This window comes from Modestobacter altitudinis, assembly GCF_005930475.1.
Lineage (GTDB): Bacteria > Actinomycetota > Actinomycetes > Mycobacteriales > Geodermatophilaceae > Modestobacter > Modestobacter altitudinis.
On record NZ_SJEW01000024.1, the window covers coordinates 18,321 to 35,323 of the forward strand.

A 17,003-nucleotide genomic window follows, 5' to 3' on the forward strand; every position below is an offset into this window, starting at 1 on the left:
GGCCCTGGCACACGCAGTGGCGTGCCAGGGCCCGGGTGATCGGCCTCGTCCCAGGGACCCGCGGCGCGCGAAGCGTGTCATGGGGAGGGACGAGGTCCTCCTAGTACGTCGGGAGCGCCTTGTCGATGCGCGTCGCCCAGGCGGTGACGCCGCCCTGGACGTGCACGGCGTCCTTGAAGCCGGCGTTCTTCACCGCGGCCAGCGCCTCGGCGGAGCGGACGCCGGTCTTGCAGTGCAGCACGATCGGCTTGTCGTTGGGCAGCTGCGACAGCGCCCGGCCGGACAGGATCTCGTCCTTGGGGATCAGCTTGGCGCCCGGGATGGACACGATCTCGTACTCGTTGGGCTCCCGGACGTCGATCAGCTCGAAGTCCTTGCCGGCGTCCATCATGTCCTTGAGCTCGTCGACGGTGATCGTCGAGCCCGCGGCGGCCTGCTGGGCCTCGTCGGAGACGACACCGCAGAACGCCTCGTAGTCGATGAGGCCGGTGATCGGCTCACCCTCGGGGTCCTTGCGCACCTTGATCGTGCGGAAGGTCATCTCCAGGGCGTCGTAGACCATGAGCCGGCCGAGCAGCGTGTCACCGATGCCGGTGATGAGCTTGACCGCCTCGGTGGCCTGGATGGCGCCGATGGTCGCGCAGAGCACGCCCAGGACACCGCCCTCGGCGCACGAGGGCACCATGCCGGGCGGCGGCGGGACCGGGTAGAGATCGCGGTAGTTGGGACCGTGCTCGTTCCAGAAGACCGAGACCTGGCCGTCGAAGCGGTAGATCGACCCCCACACGTACGGCTTGCCCAGCAGGACAGCCGCGTCGTTGACCAGGTAGCGGGTGGCGAAGTTGTCCGTGCCGTCGACGATGAGGTCGTAGTCGGCGAAGATCTCCAGCACGTTCTCGCTGTCCAGCCGCGTCTCGTGCAGCCGGACGTCGACGTAGGGGTTGATCTCCTTGATGGAGTCCCGCGCGCTCTCGGCCTTGGACCGGCCGACGTCGGACTGCCCGTGGATGATCTGGCGCTGCAGGTTGGACTCGTCGACGGTGTCGAACTCGACGATGCCCAGCGTGCCGACGCCGGCCGCGGCCAGGTACATCAGCACGGGCGAACCGAGGCCACCGGCACCGACGGCCAGCACCTTGGCGTTCTTGAGCCGCTTCTGCCCGTCCATCCCGACGTCGGGGATGATCAGGTGGCGGCTGTAGCGGCGGACCTCGTCGATCGACAGGTCGTCGGCGGGCTCCACCAGGGGTGGCAACGACACGGAGCTCTCCTCACAGGCATCAGGGCTGACCGGCTCCAGAGGCCGGGGTCCTGGTCTGCGCAACAGCCTGGCATGCGGGGGTAATCCCGCCGCCCGCGCACCATCCGCGCACCCGTTCTGCGATCTCCTGGCCTCCCGCTCCCCACGGCCACGAGATCGCAGATCTCGGGGTCAGGGATACGGCCAGGCGTTCTTGAGGCAGCCCTGCAGGCCGAGGGTCTGCTGCTCCATGACCGGGGCCAGCTGGCCGGCGCCGCCGCACTGCTCGTGGCCGTGGCCGAGGGCGTGGCCCACCTCGTGGTTGACCACGTACTGCCGGTAGGTCGCGATGTCCCCGGCGTAGTCGGGGACGGCGGTCTCCCAGCGGGCGAGGTTGATGACCGCGCGCTCGCCGTACCGGCAGGAGGTGTACCCGCCGGTGCCGACGCCCGGGCACCAGGTCTCCATGCTGCCGGGGCTGACCAGGCTGACCCGGAAGTCGTAGTCGCCGGCCGCGGCCTCGGCGGCACCGACCCGCTGGAAGGACATCTGCCCGCCGCTGCCCCAGGAGCGCGGGTCACCGAGGGTGGCCTCGACGGCTGCGGCGAACTGGCTGCCGTCGACCCCGATGCCGTCCTCCACCTCGACGACGAACCGCTCGAGCGGTCCGGTGCCGTAGGTCGCAGAGGTGCCGTCGACGATGCCGAGCGTGCCGGCGCCCTGCTCGATGAAGCTGACCGCTGCGGTCCCGGCCGCCGTCTCGGACGGCGCCCCCTCGCCCTCGGCCGGGGCCGACGGGGTGGTCGGCGTGCTCGGCGCGGTGCTGACCGGCGCGTCCAGCGCGCTGGACTGGGTGGCTGCCGTCGTCCCGCCGCCGGTGACGACGTCGACCAGGGTGAGCACGGTCGCGACGGCGAGCACCGGGATGGCGTACGCCCGCCAGCCGTGCCGTCGCACGAAGCGGCGGAACCACCCGCCCAGCGGGGCTGTCCGGTGCGCCGGCCCGGGGACCGGCCCGCGACGGGCCACCAACGGGCCCGCAGGAGGACGGCGCAGCAGCGCGGACCGGGTCAGCCGGGGGTCGGCCCGCCGCGGCCCCGGGACGGGCCGCTGCCGCGGGCCGGCACCGGGGACGTCGGGGCGCCCGGCCTCGCGCGGCGCGCGGGACCCGGGGCTCGTCACGCGGGCCAGGTTCTCACGGGTGGCCGGTCCAGTGGCTGACCGCAGCGGGACCCGGCCGCGTGTCGGACCGCCCCGTCACACCTGTCCGGCGGGGACCTCCGCGACCGTGGCGGCGGCGTCCTCGGCCAGGGCCAGCACGGCCCGCGCGGTCGGTTCCGGCGCCTCCAGCATCGCCAGGTGGCCGATGCCCTCCTGCACCTGCAGCCGGGAGTCGGGGAGGACGGCGGCCAGCCGCGGGGCGAGCGCCGGGTCGACCAGCCGGTCCCGGTCACCCCACACGACCAGCGACGGCACCTTCACCGAGCGGGCCATCCGCCAGGCGTTCGCCCGGCCGACCCGCAGGTAGGAGGTCATCAGCCCGCGCAGGCTGCGGGTCAGCGCCTGACCGGCCCAGGGCTGCTCGTCCCGGTCGCGCATCTCCTGGACCGCCTCCTCGACCCGCTCCCGCGGCACCCGCGACGGGTCGCCGAAGCACATCTGCAGCAGCCCACGGACCCGCTGCTCGGGGCTCGCCCCGGCCAGCCGTCGCTCGGCCAGCGCCGGGACGCCGGGGAGCAGCACGAGCGCGATCGCCCGGTCGAAGGCGGCCGGCACGCGGTAGACCGGCATCGCCGCGGAGATCAGCGTGAGCGTGGCGACGAGGTCGGGACGGCGGGCCGCCACCCACACGCTCACCAGGCCGCCGAGCGAGTTGCCGACCAGGTGCACCGGGACGCCCTGACCGGGGCCGGGCTGCGCGACGACCCACTCGAGCACGTCGACGACGGCCTGCACGTGGCGGTGGATCGAGTACCGCGGCGGCGGGGCGGACCGACCGAAGCCGGGGAGGTCCAGCGCGTAGCCGTCGAAGCGGACGGCCAACAGCGCGGCGAGGTCGGTCCAGTTGGTGGAGGCACCGCCCAGACCGTGCACGTACAGGGCTCGCTCGTGGGGCGCGTCGGCCGGGTCGCCGTCGTGGGCCTCCGGGCCGCGCCACGGGGTGTGCCGGACGAAGACCTCGCCGCCGGTGACCGGCACCATCGCCCCCGGCCAGGGCGGGATCAGCGCACCAGGTCGGGGCAGGAGGGCGTCGGACAGCCGGGCGTCGGTCACCTACCCGACGGTAGAACACCGCTCCGTGATGACCGCTCGGCCCGGTGCCCCCGCCGTGCCACGCCGCTAAGATCACGACGTCATGCACCCCAGCCGCCCCGTACCCGTGCCTCCGGTCACCCGCCGGACCTCCCGCCTGCCACGGGGCGCGCGACGCGTCCAGCTGTTGCGCGCCGCGCAGGACGTCTTCGTCGCGCAGGGTTTCCACGCCGCGGCGATGGACGACATCGCCGTCCGGGCCGGGGTCAGCAAGCCGGTGCTCTACCAGCACTTCCCGGGCAAGCGGGAGCTCTACCTGGCGCTGCTCGAGCAGCAGGTCGACGAGCTCACCGACCGGGTTCGCCAGGCGATGGACGGCACCGAGGACAACCGGACCCGGGTCGACGGCGCGGTCGGTGCCTACTTCGACTTCATCGACGCCGACGGTGAGGCCTTCCGACTGGTCTTCGAGTCCGACCTGCGCAACGACCCCGACGTCCGGCGGCTCGCCGACCGCGGCGCCCGGGCCTGCATCGAGGCGATCGCCGAGGTGATCGCGGTGGAGACCGGCGCGGACCCGGAGCGGGCGCTGCTGCTGTCGGCCGGGATGACCGGGCTGGCGGAGACCAGTGCCCGCTGGTGGCTGGCGAGCAAGGGCACGGTGTCCCGGGACGAGGCGGTGGCGCTGCTGTCCTCGCTCGCCTGGCGCGGCATGTCCGGCTTCCCGCGCCGCGACGACGCCGACTGACGGGCCCGTTCGCTGTCGGCGCACCTGCTGGACCGGCTCCGGTCAGCGGGGCTGGACTAGCGTGGGTGCTCGGCAGTCCGACCTGAGGAGGCATCCCCGCGTGGAAGTAAAGATCGGTGTCCAACACTCCCCCCGTGAGCTGGTCATCGACAGCCCCAAGACCCCGGACGAGATCGCAGCCGAGGTGTCCAAGGCCATGACCGGGTCGAAGGACGGCCTGCTCACGCTGGTCGACGAGCGCGGCCGCCGCATCGTCGTCCCGACCGACCGGATCGCCTACGTCGAGATCGCCGAGGCCGACTCACGGCGCGTGGGCTTCATCGCCGGCTGAGACCAGGACACGACGACAGGGCGCCCCCCGCACCGCGGAGGCGCCCTGTCGTCGTTCCCGGGACTGGGGGACCGTCGCTCTCGGTACTGGGGGACGACCAGTCACCCGAGCACGCTGTGGGGAACGGCGGGTCTTCGCCGTTCGCGGGGGCCGGAGGCTCCCCGAACGGCGAAGCTCAGCGGCTCAACGCTGCCGGGACGGCTCCTGGCCGCGGTGCGGCCCGGAGGGTCGCGATGAGCACAGTCACGGATTGAGCCCCAGCGCCTTCATCCGCTCGCTGTGCGCGGCGGTGATCCGACCGAGCAGCTCGCCCACCCCGGCCAGGTCCCCGGTGCCGGCGATGATCAGCTCGGCGAGCTCGTCGTGCTCGGCGATGACCGCCTGGGACTGGGTGAGCGCCTCCCCGACCAGCCTGCGCGCCCACAGCGCGAGCCGGCCGGCGACCTTGGGGTCGGCGGCGATGGCGGCGCGAACCTCGCGGAGGGCGAAGTCGGCGTGCCCGGTGTCGGCGAGCACCTCCTCCACCAGCGCCCGGTCCGGCTGCGGGAGGAAGGCCGCGACCTCGCGGTAGAAGTCGGCAGCCAGCCCGTCACCCACGTAGGCCTTGACCAGCCCCTCCAGCCAGGTGCTCGCCCGGGTGCCGTCGTGGAAGGCGTCGAGGGCGGCGACGAACGGGGTCATCGCCGCGGAGACGTCGGCGCCGAGTTCGCGCAGCCGTGCGGAGAGCCGTTCGTGGTGGGCGATCTCGGCGGCCGCCATGCGGGCGAGCGCGGCCCGGCCGTCCAGGGTCGGTGCCAGCCGGGCGTCCTCGGCCAACCGGTCGAAGGCCGTCAGCTCGGCGTAGGCGAGCACCCCCAGCAGGTCGATGACCGCCTCGTGTCCAGTTCCCTCGTCGACCGCGGTCACGTGCTCCCCCTCTGGTGCCCTCCGCCCCGCGGCCGCGGACCGCTGCGTCCACGGCCCGTGTCACGGGGCGGCTGAGCGAGGCTAGCGGGCTGCCCAGGTTAGGATGGAATCGGCGAGCCGCTAGGTTCGTTCACCGAGAGCAATCCCCTGTGCGCTGATGACCGCTGGATCTCCTCGAGACCGGCCCTCCGAGGGCCGTCTCCCGGGCAGTCTGCACTCGACGCCCGGTCTGCTGGCCGCGTCGGCGCTTGGATCGAACATCCCGGAACCGACCCCGGGACCGGAGAAGCGCGACGGGCAACGCCTGAGCTGGAACGGCTCGGGCACCGGCGACGCGGCCCGGTCCCCCACCAGACCGAGGCGAGAGAACTGACCTCCACCGAGAACACCCCCACCGACACCAGCACGCCCGCCGCTCCGGAGCTGGAGCGCGCCGAGACCGGCGCTCCGGCCCCCGAGGAGCTCGAGCAGCAGGTCGAGGAGCTGGGCGGCGCGCCCGTCGCCCCCGACAGCCCGCTGTTCAGCGACTTCGACGTGCACCCCGACGTCATCGCTGCGCTGGCCGAGGTCGGGATCACCCGCACCTTCGCCATCCAGGAGCTGACCCTCCCGCTCGCGCTGGCCGGCCACGACCTCATCGGCCAGGCCCGGACCGGCACCGGCAAGACCCTCGGCTTCGGCGTCCCGATGCTGCAGCGCGTCGTCCCGCCGGCCGAGGGTGGTGACGGCGTCCCGCAGGCGCTGGTCGTCGTCCCGACCCGTGAGCTGTGCGTGCAGGTCTCCCGCGACCTGGCCGCGGCCGGCGCCAAGCGCAGCATCCGCGTGCAGGCCATCTACGGCGGCCGCGCGTTCGAGCCGCAGGTCTCCTCGCTGCAGGCAGGTGTCGAGATCGTCGTCGGCACCCCCGGCCGGCTGCTCGACCTGGCCCAGCAGGGCCACCTGATCCTGGGCAAGGTCAAGGTCCTCGTCCTCGACGAGGCCGACGAGATGCTCGACCTGGGCTTCCTGCCCGACATCGAGCGGATCCTGGCGATGGTCCCGGACAAGCGGCAGACGATGCTGTTCTCCGCGACCATGCCCGGCCCGATCGTCACGCTGTCGCGGTCGTTCATGACCCAGCCCACGCACATCCGGGCGCACGGCAACGACGAGGGCTCGACGGTCCCGCTGACCACCCAGTTCATCTACCGGGCGCACAACCTGGACAAGCCCGAGTTGCTGTCCCGGGTGCTGCAGTCCCGCGACCGCGGCCTGGTGATGGTCTTCTGCCGCACCAAGCGCACCGCGCAGAAGGTCGCCGACGACCTGGTCGAGCGCGGGTTCGCCGCGGCCGCCGTGCACGGTGACCTCGGCCAGGGCGCCCGCGAGCAGGCGCTGCGCGCGTTCCGGGCCGGCAAGGTCGACGTCCTGGTCGCCACCGACGTCGCCGCCCGGGGCATCGACGTCACCGGCGTCAGCCACGTCGTGAACTACCAGTGCCCCGAGGACGAGAAGACCTACGTGCACCGGATCGGCCGCACCGGCCGGGCCGGCAGCACCGGCGTCGCGGTCACCCTGGTCGACTGGGACGACATCCCCCGCTGGCAGCTGATCAACAAGGCGCTGGACCTGGACTTCGCCGACCCGCCGGAGACGTACTCGACCTCGCCGTGGGTCTACACCGACCTCGACGTCCCGACGACGGCGACCGGACGGCTCCCCCGCTCCCAGCGCACGCGCGAGGGCCTGGGTGCCGAGACCCTCGAGGACCTCGGCGAGACCGGCAAGCGGCAGCGCACCGGCGGCGGGCACTCCGGCGGGCACTCCGGCGGGCACTCCGGCGGTGGCCACTCCGGCCCCGGCCGGGACGCCGCCCGCGCCGAGGAGGAGCCGCCCTCGGCCGGCCCGCGCAAGAGCCGGCCGCGGCAGCGCACCCGGGGCAGCGGCGCCGCCGCCGAAGGTGCCGCCGCGGCGCTCGGCAGCGACGCCCCGGCGGGCGACACCCCCGCTCCGGCGGGTGCCGGCGGCGAGCCCGGTGAGGACGGCAGCGGCCGGCCGCGTCGCCGGCGCCGCCGCGGCGGTCGGGGCGGCAACGGCGGCGGGTCCGAGTCCGCCGCGTAACCCGGCCATGTGAACCTCTCCGCATGCTGACGGTGCGACGCCCGCCCCTGCGGGTCTGGGTCTGGACGGCGGTCACCCTCGTGGTGGCCGCCGTCGCCGTGTTGCTGTGGCGCACCTCCGACGCCGCGGCCACCTCGAGCACCACGGCGAGCGCGGTGGCCGTCCCGGACGAGGCGCCGGCGGCGACGGTTGTGCAGGCGTGGTCGTCGGCCACCGGACCGGCGCCGCGACGGGTGGTCGAGGGCGGTCGGGTGCTGCTCACCGACCAGCACGGGCTGGCCATGGTCGACGCCGCCTCGGGCGCCGAGGCCTGGCACTACCGCCGCAGCAACGCGCAGCTCTGCGACGCCACCGCGGTGGGCGGTGTGGTCATCGCCGTCTTCCGCACCACCGGCCGGTGCAACGAGGCGGTGGCGTTCACCGCCGCCACCGGGGTGCGCGACTGGACCCGCAACGTGCGGTACCGCACCGACGTCGACCTGACCAGCACCGACCAGGTCCTGCTGGCCAGCAGCCCGACCGGCCTCGTCACCCTCGACCCGACCGGCAACAACACCCGCTGGCGCTACGCACCGCCCACCGGCTGCCGGCTGGTGGGTGCGGACGTCGGGAGCACCGGCGTGGTCGTGCTGCAGCGCTGCGCGGGCGCGGACACCCTGCAGGTGTCCCTCTTCGATGCCTTCGGCGGCAACGCCGTCTGGAGCCGGGACATCGCCACCGACGGCGACACCGCCCGCCTGGCCGGGGTCGACCGGCTGGTCGACGTCGTCGTCGGCGACCGGGTGCAGGTGCTCTCCCCCACCGACGGCTCGCTGCTCACCGAGCTCCCGCTCCCCGCCCTCCCCGCCGGGCAGGACCCCGGCAGCGAACCGCTGCAGCAGGCGGGCGTCGGCGACGTCGCACTGCTCTGGGCGCGCGGCACGGTCCACGCGCTGGACCAGGCCACCGGCCTGCAGCGCTGGTCCGTCCCCGCGGTCGGGCTGCCCTCGGCCAACGAGGCCGGCGAGACCGTCACCGTGCCCGAGGACGGTGCCTTCGTGCAGCGCTCGCTGGCCGACGGGGTCGAGGTCGGCCGGTCCCGCACCGACGACCCCGTCCCCGTCGGTGGCCGGACCTCCGTCGTCGGCCCGGTCTACGTCTACGCGACCGCCGACGAGGTCCTCGGCTACCGCTGACGGGGAGAATCGGCGGCGCACCACCGAAGTGCAGGGCACACTCGGGGCATGGTCCTGCCTGGTGGCTCCGAGCACACCGCCCCCGACGACCTCCGCCAGCTCGCGGACCACGACGCCACCCGGGTCACCGTCCCCGGCCGCGCCGGCCCGCTGGCAGCCCTGGACACCGGCAGCGCCGCCGGCGGCACGGTGCTGCTGCTCGCCGGCTTCACCGGCAGCAAGGAGGACTTCGCCCCGCTGCTGGCGCCGCTCGCCGACGCCGGGTTGCGGGCCGTCGCGGTCGACCAGCGCGGCCAGTACGAGTCGCCCGGTCCCGACGACCCGGCGGAGTACTCGGTCGCCGAGCTCGCCGCCGACGTCCGCACCGTCGCCCGGCAGCTGCGCGCCGAGTCCCCCGGCCCGCTGCACCTGCTCGGGCACAGCTTCGGTGGCCTGGTCGCCCGCGCGGCGGTGCTGGCCGAGCCCGAGCTCTTCGCCTCGCTCACGCTGCTGGGCAGCGGTCCGGCCTACCTGACCGGCCCGCGCGCCGAGCTGCTGGAGCACCTGGCGCCGCTGCTGGACGCCGGCGGGGTGCAGCTGGTCAACGACACCCTCGAGCAGCTGGCGATGACCGACCCGCGCGCCCAGGCGGTGCCGGCGCCGACGAGTGAGTTCCTGCGCGAGCGCTTCCTGGCCAACAGCGCTGCGGGGCTGCGCGGCATGGCCGATGCGCTGCTCGGCGAGCCCGACCGGGTCGCGGAGCTCGCCGCCACCGGGGTGCCGGTGCTGGTCGCCCACGGGATCGCCGACGACGCGTGGAGCCCCGCCGCCCAGGCCGACATGGCCCAGCGGCTCGGTGCCCGGCACGAGGTCATCCGGCAGGCGGTGCACTCCCCCGCCATCGAGAACCCGGTCCGCACCCTGGAGGTGCTCCTGTCGTTCTGGTCCGACCCGGGAGCCGGTGCTGCCGCGGCCGACGACCGTTCCGACGAGCAGGCCGACGACCAGGCCGAGGCCGTCCGGTGAGGCCGACCCCCTCGATCAAGGACTTCACGCCCGAGGAGGACCTGCTCGGCTTCTTCGGCCCGGACAGCGTCACCTGGCGAATCCACAGCGACCCGGCCTTCTCCGTGGGCGGCATCCGCGCGCTGCTCCTCCAGGCCCTGCACCCGGTCGCCATGGACGGCGTGCACCAGTTCTCCACCGGCTTCACCACCGACCCGTGGGCGCGGCTCACCCGCACCGCGGAGTACGTCGCCACGCTGACCTACGGCACCCGGGCCGACGCGCTGCGGGTGGTGCGCCGGGTGCGCGGCATGCACCGGGACAAGGCGGCCGTCGAGGGGACCACCGGGCGGGCGTACTCCGTCGACGACGCCGACCTGCTGCTGTGGGTGCACAACTGCGAGGTCGACTCGCTGCTGTCCACCGCCCGGCGGGCCGGCGTCCCGCTCACCGACGCCGAGGCCGACCAGTACGTCGCCGAGCAGGTGGTGGCCGCGGTGCTCATCGGCGCCGAGGAGACCGAGGTGCCGACGACGGTCATCGAGCTGGCCGCCTACTTCGACGGGATCCGCGCGCACCTCGCGGTGACCCCGGCCGCGCGGGCGGCGTCCCGGTTCGTGCTGCTGCCGCCGATGCCCGGCTGGGTGCAACTGCTCACCCCGGCCCGCCCAGCCTGGAGCACGCTGGCCTCACTCGGCGCGGCGACGCTGCCGCGGTGGGCCCGCCAGGCCTACGGCCTGCCCGGCTTCGAGCTCACCGACACGGCGGCGACGGCGGGGCTCAAGGCGTTCCGGCAGGCCGCACTGGCAGTGCCCACCCGGGTGCGCGAGTCCCCCATCGTCCGGGCCGCGCGCGAGCGCGTGGCTGCAGCCGAGCCGCTCAGCGCCTAGCGAGCGACCTGTTCACGCCTGGTCGAGCTCGCGGCGGGCGGCGGCGAGCACGGCGGCGGCCACCCGGTCCAGGGACGGCGAGCGGAGCCGCCACTGCTGCCAGTACAGGACGACGTCGACCGCGCCGTCCGCGTCGAGCCCGACGAGCTCGGCCGGTCGGTCCTGCTGCCGCGGGACCATCCCCCAGCCGAGGCCCAGCGCGACGGCGCTGACGTGGTCTGCCGACGCCGGCACGTGGTGCAGCGGTGGTGCCACGGGGTCGACGCCGCGCCGGCGCAGGTAGCCGTGCTGCAGGTCGTCCCGGCGGTCGAAGACGACGACCGGCGCCCGCGCCAGCGCCTCGGCGGTGATCCCGTCCGGGAACCACCGGTCGAGGAAGGCCGGGGAGGCCATCGGCTGGTAGCGCATGCCGCCCAGCCGGGTGACCGAGCAGCCGGGCACGGGCTCGGCCGCGGCGGTCACCGCTGCCATGACCCGGCCGTCGCGGAGCAGCGCGGCGGTGTGCTCCTGGTCCTCCCGATGCAGGTCGAAGGCGAGCTCGGCGGCCAGGGGTGCCAGCGCGGGGAGCACCCAGGTGGCCATCGAGTCCGCGTTCACCGCGATGGGCACGGTGACCGGGCGGCCGCCGTCCTCCACCTCGAGATCGCGGGTCGCGTCGGCGGTCAACATCGCGATCTGCCGGGCCAACCGGAGGACGGGCTGCCCGGACCCGGTCACCTGCACCGGCTTGCTGCGGACCAGCAGCACCCGGCCGGTGGCGGCCTCCAACGCCTTCAGCCGCTGGCTGATCGCGCTCGGGGTGAGGTGCAACGCGCGCGCGGCACCGTCGAGCGTGCCGGCGGTGACGGCCGCGTCCAGGGCGCGCAACTGGGCGAGGTCGAGGTCCATGCCGTCATCAGAGCAGCTTCAGGTACGTCAGGAAAGACAGCTGGAGTGATGACCGATCCCCGCCTAGCGTCGAGGTCGTGACCCCCGCACTGCTCGCCGCCGCCGCCGGGCTCGGCCTCGGGTTGTCCCTCATCGTCGCCATCGGCGCGCAGAACGCCTTCGTGCTCCGCCAGGGACTGCGGCTGGAGCACGTCGCCGCGGTGGTCGCGGTGTGCCTGCTCTCCGACGCCGTCCTCATCGCGGCCGGGACCGCCGGCGCCGGGGCCCTGGTGACCCGTGCGCCGGACGTGCTGACCGTCGTCTGCCTCGCCGGCGCCGCGTTCCTGCTGGTCTACGGGCTGATGGCCGCCCGCCGGGCACTGCGGCCGGGCGCACTGGTCACCGAGGCCGCCGGGCGACGAGCCGGGCTGGTGGCGACGGTGACCACCGCCCTGGCGCTGACCTGGCTCAACCCGCACGTGTACCTGGACACCGTGGTGCTGCTCGGCTCGCTCGCCGGGACCTACGGCGAGCGCCGCTGGTGGTTCGCCGGCGGAGCCGCACTGGGCAGCGCGCTGTGGTTCGCCGGGCTGGGCTTCGGCGCCCGGCTGCTGCGACCGGTCTTCGCCCGGCCCACCGCCTGGCGGGCGCTCGACGCGGTCATCGCCGTGGTCATGGTCTCCCTGGCGGCGTCCTTGGCGGTGCGGGGCGTGACCGGCGGCTGACCGGCGGACTGGCGGCGGCGCCCGCCGGGCCGCTAGCGTGCCCGCCATGACTGCCGGGTCGGCCTCGAGCCGTGAGCGAGTCGGGTACCCGGCCCGCCGGTGACACCGGGGCGGCCCCGTGGGCCGCCGGCTCGGGAGAGCGCTGCACGTCCTCTCCCGCACCCACCCCTGGAGTCATCAGCCCATGCCCATCACCCTGCACCACATGATCGTCCCGGTGTCCGACCGGGACACCGCTGTCGCCTGGTTCGTCGACCTGCTCGAACTGCGCGAGCCGTGGGAGAACGGCTTCTTCTCCTCCGTCCAGCTCGACGACCACCTCGTGCTGAACTTCGCCGCCGCACCCGTCGGGGACCCCCTGCACCTCGCGTTCCTGGTCGACGACGACCACTTCGACCGGGTCCGGGCCCGCTTCGACGCCGACGGCACGCGGTACACCGCCGACCCGCCCGGTCGCCGGCCCGGTGAGGTCGGGGCCGTCAACGACGACGGCAGCGGACGACGGCTGTACTTCCGCGGCCCCGACGGCCACCTGCTCGAGGTGCTGACCCAGCGCTACACCGACGTCCCCGCGTGGTCGCGGCCGAGCTGACGGCTCAGCGGGGCAGGCCGCCGGCGGGGTCGTCCGGGCTGCGAGGCGTGGTGCGCTCCGGGTCGAGCCGTCCAGGAGCGCGCCGCCTCACTCCGGAGGCGCGGGCTCCTCGGCCAGGAAGCTCCAGGTCTCGCGCGCCGGGACGGCGGCCTGCCCGGCGGGGCAGCTGGGCCGGAAGTCGCACCAGCTGCACTGCTGGCCGGTGACCGGCGGGAAGGCGACGTCGGGGTCCGCCCCCGCGGCGAGCGCCTCGGTCGCCGTCTCGATGTCGGCGGCGATGTCCTCGGCCCGGCGGACGTGGTTGGCCAGCGACCTCTCGGTGTGCTCGAACACCGCCACCGTGCGGGAGGGCAGGTGGTGCAGCTCGACCCGGCTGCACGCCCGGCGGAGCGTGCGGCGCACCCCGAGCACGTAGATGGCCAGCGCCGGTGACCCCCGCGCCTCGTCCTCGGTGGACGGGACCCGGCCGGTCTTGTAGTCGACGACCACCAGCTCGTCGCCGCGCTGGTCGATCCGGTCGATGCGGCCGGACAGCGCGAGGCGCTCGGTCGTCGCCCCCACGGTGCGCTCGGTGCCCACCGGCTCATCTGTGGGGTCGAGCTCTCCGACGTAGTCGGTGAGCCAGCCCGCGGCCCGCGACCGCCACCGGTCGGCCTGCTCCTCGTCGCGGAACCCGGTGCGCGACCACACGCCGTACAGCAGCTGCCGGGCTGCGGCCGGGCTGCGCTTGGCCAGCGGCAGCTCCCACCACGAGCGCAGGGCCGCGTGCACCGCCGCGCCGACGGTGTTGTGCGCCCAGGCCGGCCCCTTCGGCGGGGTGGGCCGGGTCAGGTAGGCGAACCGGTAGCGGCGCGGGCAGTCGGCGAAGGTGGCCAGCTTGCTCGGGGTGGCCGAGAACAGCCGCCGGGGCATGCCCGGCATCTCCAGTTGCGCGCTCACCGCCGCCCCCTGTCCACGTGGCCACGCTAGCTGGGGGCACCGACAGGACCGGAGCCGCGCCGGGCGCTCAGTCGGTGACGACGGGGACGCCGGTGCCCGCTCCCAGCAGCAGCTCGTACTGGTCGGGTTCGGTGGTGCAGGCGGCGATCGGGGTGCGCTTGTTGGTGCCGTGGTAGTCGCTGGACCCGGTGCGCAGCAGCCCCAGCCCGTCGGCGAGTGCGCGCAGGTACGCCCGCTGGTCGGGGGTGTGGTCGGGGTGGTCGACCTCGAGGCCGAGCAGCCCGGCGGCGGCCATCGCGGCGATCGCGTCGTCGCCGACGACCCGCCCCCGCGAGGTGGCCAGCCCGTGGGCGAACACCGGCACGCCACCCGAGGCGCGCACGAGGCGGATGCCGTCGAGCACGTCGGTGTCGGCCTTGCTCGCGTAGTAGGGGCTGCGGTGGTGCAGCAGCGTGGCGAAGGCGTGGTCGACCGACTCGACCACGCCGGCGTCCACGAGGGCGCGGGCGATGTGCGGCCGCCCGACCACCCCGCCGTCGCTGTGCGCCACGATCTCGGCCCAGTCGACGGGGTAGCCGTCGGCGGCGAGGCCGGCGGCGATCCGCTCCCCCCGGTTGAGCCGCTCCTCCCGCAGCCGGACGCGCTCGGCAGCGAAGGCCGGGTGCAGCGGGTCGAACAGGTAGGCGAGCAGGTGGACGGCGATCGGCGGCTCGTCGCTGGGGAAGTAGCGGCAGGACAGCTCCATGCCGGGGACGATCGTCAGCCCGGGTGGGCGCGCCGCCCAGGCCGCCGCCCAGCCGCCGGTGGTGTCGTGGTCGGTGAGCGCGACGACGTCCAGCCCGGCAGCGGCCGCCGTGGCGACCAGTGCCGCAGGGGTCTCCGTCCCGTCGGAGACCGAGGAGTGGGTGTGCAGGTCGATGAGCACGCCGTCAGCCTGCCGCACCGCGTCCGCCGCCGCGCAGGTCGCTCAGTCCTCGACGGACGAGCGGCCGGGCCGGGTGCGCGGGATGGGCGCGGTGTCGTGCCCCCGCCCGGACTGCAGCGGACGGGGCATGCGCTGCTCGGGGGCGTCGCCGTCCCCCCGGTCGTCGGCGGCCATCGACCCGTCGGCGTCCTCGTCGGCGCTCACCGGGTTGGAGGTGGAGTCGGTGCCGAACATCAGCTCCGACAGCCGCTTGTACAGCGCGTTCGCGTGCGGCATGTAGGCGATCACGTCCAGCCCCTGCTGCTGGCCGGCGGACTCGAAGCGGAAGGTGCCGTAGCCGAGCACCTGCCCCCAGAAGGTCTCCTTCCAGGTCAGGTCGGTGATCCTGCGCAGCGGCATGACGGCGACCGTCCGGATGATCACCCCGGAGGTCAGCAGCACCCGGCGGCGGGTGACCAGGAGGTGCCGTTGCCACCACTCACCGACGTGCAGCCCCAGGTACCCCAGTGCGCCGAGGACCACCAGCAGCCCGACGGCGGCCCCGACCCGGTTGGTCGGGTCCAGCTGAAGCACCCAGATGCCGACGAGCAGCGCCGGCACACCCCGGGCGAAAGGCCGCACCAGCACCGCCGGGTGCCGCCGGGTCGCGATCACCGGCGGCTCGTCGGAGAGCAGGTACTTCTCGGCGTCCTTGCCCCAGCGGGGCCGCCGGGGAGCCGGACCGGACACGGGTCGAGCTCAGACCAGCGAGCCCACGAAGGTGGACAGCGACTGCGCTGCGTCACCCAGGGCCGCACCGGCACTGCGGACGATCCCGGCCGCGTCGTCGGGACGCTGGATCACGTAGAAGACCACGAACGCGACGGCCAGCCAGGTGAGCACCTTCTTCAGCACGGGTCGCGTTCCTCTCCTCGGGGGCGGCCGACCACGAGCCGGGGCGGGCCGACGGCGCAGCGGGCCGTCACGGCCGATCGGCCGCACCCCATGGGTAACAGCTGCCTCACCGCTGCGACCAGCCGCCACGCCGGTGCTCGGCGAACGGACCCGATCGGTGCGGATCCGCCCTCACCGACCGGGGAGCAGCCGTTCGGTCGGCGGGCCGAGGGGCAGGTCGGGGTAGACCCGGTCGCGGAGGTCGAGCAGTTCCAGGTCCTCGGCGAGCAGCCAGGCGGCCGACGCCGGCCAGGTGACCAGCCACAGCCAGACGCCGTTGGCCTCCCCCACGTAGGCGGCGCGGTCGTCGCCGGTGGGCACCAGCCACAGCGGCGCCCGCTGCCCGGCGGCACGGATCTCGGCCGTCGAGGGGCCGCCGACCAGGTCGCCGGGGTCGACGCCGGGCAGCCCGGCGTACCCGCAGCCCAGCCCGGTCCCCGGCTCCTCGGCGACGAGCACCAGCTCGGCGGGACCTCCCAGCGGAGCAGGGCCGGCGCAGGCGACGACGATCGCCCGGGCACCCGGTTCACCACCCCAGGCCAGACCGGTCACCGCCCAGCCCCTGGGCATCGGGTCCGGCACCCAGGCGGGCACCCGCGCGTCGGCGGTGACGGCGTTGATCGCGTCGTGCGCGACGACGGCGGTGTGGTGCAGCGGGGTGACCCTCGCGTGCAGGTGGCACCAGCCCTCGGCGGTCGAGCCGGGCGTGACCGTCAACGCCTCGCCGCAGCGCGGGCACACCGTGGAGACGCTCATGGCCGCTCACCGTCCTGTCCTGGGTGGTGTTCGTCAAGCTCGGGGGAGCAGTGCCCGGTCCGCTGCCCGGGCCGGACGCGTCGTAGCCTCCCCGACGTGAGCGGACCGGAGCCGGAGGTGCCGTGCGTCGGTGCCGTGGTGCACGACGCGCAGGGCCGGCTGCTGCTGATCCGGCGGGGGCACGCGCCCAGCGCCGGGCTGTGGTCGGTGCCCGGCGGACGGATGGAGGCCGGGGAGACCGAGGCCGAGGCCGTCGTCCGGGAGACCGCGGAGGAGACCGGGCTGCGGGTGCGTCCCGAGCGGGTGCTGGGCCGGGTGCGGATCGACGGCGACGGCGTCGTCTTCACCGTCACCGACTGGGCGTGCACGCTGCTGGACCCTGCGCAGCGGCCCGTGGCCGGGGACGACGCCGCTGACGTCGTGTTCGTGGACGCGGTCGGTCTGGCGGCCTTGGACATGGCACCGGGCGTGCTGACGGCACTGTCCGGCTGGAGCGCGCTGCCCCGCTGAGCGGGCGGACGCCCCGTCGCGCGCTCCGGTGCCCGCCCGGCTCATGCCCGGATCAACTCCGGTCGACCGGTGTGCTCATCACCGGAGCTCTCGCCGGAGGAGCCCGCGGGGACCGGGACCTCGTCGACC

19 protein-coding genes are annotated in these 17,003 nt (G+C 74.7%); 9 read left to right on the plus strand and 10 right to left on the minus strand.

Annotated elements, in window-relative coordinates; translation table 11 throughout:
* Positions 1–100 precede the first annotated feature (100 nt).
* The 3 genes from moeZ to FHL79_RS11080 form a co-directional block, all read right to left on the minus strand.
* Complete coding sequence (gene moeZ / locus FHL79_RS11070; RefSeq protein ID WP_138758656.1) at positions 101–1,261, minus strand: adenylyltransferase/sulfurtransferase MoeZ; 1,161 nt, start codon at positions 1,259–1,261, stop codon at positions 101–103.
* A 171-nt stretch (positions 1,262–1,432) separates the two neighbouring features.
* Positions 1,433–2,422, minus strand: coding sequence for a DUF3152 domain-containing protein (locus tag FHL79_RS11075; RefSeq protein WP_138758657.1), 990 nt, complete (start codon positions 2,420–2,422; stop codon positions 1,433–1,435).
* A 75-nt stretch (positions 2,423–2,497) separates the two neighbouring features.
* Positions 2,498–3,514 (minus strand): alpha/beta fold hydrolase, encoded by a 1,017-nt coding sequence (locus FHL79_RS11080; RefSeq protein WP_138758658.1) that lies wholly within the window; start codon positions 3,512–3,514, stop codon positions 2,498–2,500.
* A 166-nt stretch (positions 3,515–3,680) separates the two neighbouring features.
* Between FHL79_RS11080 and FHL79_RS11085 the strand changes: the two genes are divergently transcribed.
* The gene (locus FHL79_RS11085) at positions 3,681–4,241 is read left to right on the plus strand and encodes a TetR/AcrR family transcriptional regulator (RefSeq protein ID WP_246080640.1); all 561 of its coding nucleotides are present in this window, start codon (positions 3,681–3,683) and stop codon (positions 4,239–4,241) included.
* 100 nt (positions 4,242–4,341) lie between these two features.
* Positions 4,342–4,572, plus strand: coding sequence for a DUF3107 domain-containing protein (locus FHL79_RS11090; protein ID WP_014742594.1), 231 nt, complete (start codon positions 4,342–4,344; stop codon positions 4,570–4,572).
* A 243-nt stretch (positions 4,573–4,815) separates the two neighbouring features.
* On the opposite strand, the gene FHL79_RS11095 is transcribed toward FHL79_RS11090, so the two are convergent.
* Positions 4,816–5,478 (minus strand): ferritin-like fold-containing protein, encoded by a 663-nt coding sequence (locus FHL79_RS11095; RefSeq protein ID WP_138758660.1) that lies wholly within the window; start codon positions 5,476–5,478, stop codon positions 4,816–4,818.
* A 534-nt stretch (positions 5,479–6,012) separates the two neighbouring features.
* On the opposite strand from FHL79_RS11095, the gene FHL79_RS11100 reads away from it, so the two are divergent.
* Genes FHL79_RS11100 through FHL79_RS11115 form a run of 4 tightly spaced genes read left to right on the plus strand, consistent with a single transcriptional unit; the run spans position 6,013 to position 10,627 of the window.
* Positions 6,013–7,578 carry a DEAD/DEAH box helicase gene (locus tag FHL79_RS11100; protein WP_246080642.1) on the plus strand — a complete coding sequence of 522 codons (1,566 nt, stop codon included), beginning with the start codon at positions 6,013–6,015 and terminating at the stop codon, positions 7,576–7,578.
* A gap of 23 nt (positions 7,579–7,601) precedes the next feature.
* Positions 7,602–8,753 carry an outer membrane protein assembly factor BamB family protein gene (locus FHL79_RS11105; protein WP_246080644.1) on the plus strand — a complete coding sequence of 384 codons (1,152 nt, stop codon included), beginning with the start codon at positions 7,602–7,604 and terminating at the stop codon, positions 8,751–8,753.
* Between the two features lie 48 nt (positions 8,754–8,801).
* Positions 8,802–9,758: an alpha/beta fold hydrolase gene (locus FHL79_RS11110; RefSeq protein ID WP_138758662.1), complete on the plus strand. Its 957-nt coding sequence runs from the start codon at positions 8,802–8,804 to the stop codon at positions 9,756–9,758.
* Positions 9,755–10,627: an oxygenase MpaB family protein gene (locus FHL79_RS11115; protein WP_138758663.1), complete on the plus strand. Its 873-nt coding sequence runs from the start codon at positions 9,755–9,757 to the stop codon at positions 10,625–10,627. The genes FHL79_RS11110 and FHL79_RS11115 overlap by 4 nt, the downstream gene beginning before the upstream one ends.
* A 12-nt stretch (positions 10,628–10,639) precedes the next feature.
* Here FHL79_RS11115 and FHL79_RS11120 read toward each other — a convergent pair whose 3' ends face one another.
* Positions 10,640–11,515 (minus strand): LysR family transcriptional regulator ArgP, encoded by an 876-nt coding sequence (locus FHL79_RS11120; RefSeq protein WP_138758664.1) that lies wholly within the window; start codon positions 11,513–11,515, stop codon positions 10,640–10,642.
* 77 nt (positions 11,516–11,592) lie between these two features.
* On the opposite strand from FHL79_RS11120, the gene FHL79_RS11125 reads away from it, so the two are divergent.
* Both FHL79_RS11125 and FHL79_RS11130 read left to right on the plus strand, forming a co-directional pair.
* Positions 11,593–12,219, plus strand: coding sequence for a LysE/ArgO family amino acid transporter (locus FHL79_RS11125; RefSeq protein ID WP_138758665.1), 627 nt, complete (start codon positions 11,593–11,595; stop codon positions 12,217–12,219).
* Positions 12,220–12,403: 184 nt separating this feature from the next.
* The gene (locus FHL79_RS11130; RefSeq protein WP_138758666.1) at positions 12,404–12,811 is read left to right on the plus strand and encodes a VOC family protein; all 408 of its coding nucleotides are present in this window, start codon (positions 12,404–12,406) and stop codon (positions 12,809–12,811) included.
* Between the two features lie 87 nt (positions 12,812–12,898).
* Here FHL79_RS11130 and FHL79_RS11135 read toward each other — a convergent pair whose 3' ends face one another.
* From FHL79_RS11135 to FHL79_RS11150, 5 genes are all read right to left on the minus strand, one after another.
* Positions 12,899–13,750, minus strand: coding sequence for a RecB family exonuclease (locus FHL79_RS11135; protein ID WP_246080646.1), 852 nt, complete (start codon positions 13,748–13,750; stop codon positions 12,899–12,901).
* A gap of 67 nt (positions 13,751–13,817) precedes the next feature.
* On the minus strand, positions 13,818–14,675 hold the full coding sequence (locus FHL79_RS11140) for a PHP domain-containing protein (protein WP_138758667.1): 858 nt from the start codon (positions 14,673–14,675) through the stop codon (positions 13,818–13,820).
* 42 nt (positions 14,676–14,717) lie between these two features.
* Positions 14,718–15,404: a PH domain-containing protein gene (locus tag FHL79_RS11145; protein WP_138758668.1), complete on the minus strand. Its 687-nt coding sequence runs from the start codon at positions 15,402–15,404 to the stop codon at positions 14,718–14,720.
* A gap of 9 nt (positions 15,405–15,413) precedes the next feature.
* Positions 15,414–15,569 (minus strand): hypothetical protein, encoded by a 156-nt coding sequence (locus tag FHL79_RS25085; RefSeq protein ID WP_014742606.1) that lies wholly within the window; start codon positions 15,567–15,569, stop codon positions 15,414–15,416.
* Positions 15,570–15,740: 171 nt separating this feature from the next.
* Entirely contained in the window at positions 15,741–16,364 is a 624-nt protein-coding gene (locus FHL79_RS11150; RefSeq protein WP_138758669.1) for a DUF6758 family protein, read from the minus strand.
* Positions 16,365–16,460: 96 nt separating this feature from the next.
* Between FHL79_RS11150 and FHL79_RS11155 the strand changes: the two genes are divergently transcribed.
* Entirely contained in the window at positions 16,461–16,874 is a 414-nt protein-coding gene (locus FHL79_RS11155; protein WP_138758670.1) for an NUDIX domain-containing protein, read from the plus strand.
* The last annotated feature ends 129 nt before the right edge of the window (positions 16,875–17,003 follow it).

Excerpts from the sequence above, each read along its gene's own strand:
- FHL79_RS11105 (WP_246080644.1), top strand. The coding sequence starts at position 7,602 with ATGCTGACGGTGCGACGCCCGCCCCTGCGGGTCTGGGTCTGGACGGCG.
- FHL79_RS11130 (WP_138758666.1), top strand. The coding sequence starts at position 12,404 with ATGCCCATCACCCTGCACCACATGATCGTCCCGGTGTCCGACCGGGAC.
- FHL79_RS11110 (WP_138758662.1), top strand. The coding sequence starts at position 8,802 with ATGGTCCTGCCTGGTGGCTCCGAGCACACCGCCCCCGACGACCTCCGC.
- FHL79_RS11120 (WP_138758664.1), bottom strand. The coding sequence starts at position 11,515 with ATGGACCTCGACCTCGCCCAGTTGCGCGCCCTGGACGCGGCCGTCACC.
- FHL79_RS11150 (WP_138758669.1), bottom strand. The coding sequence starts at position 16,364 with ATGAGCGTCTCCACGGTGTGCCCGCGCTGCGGCGAGGCGTTGACGGTC.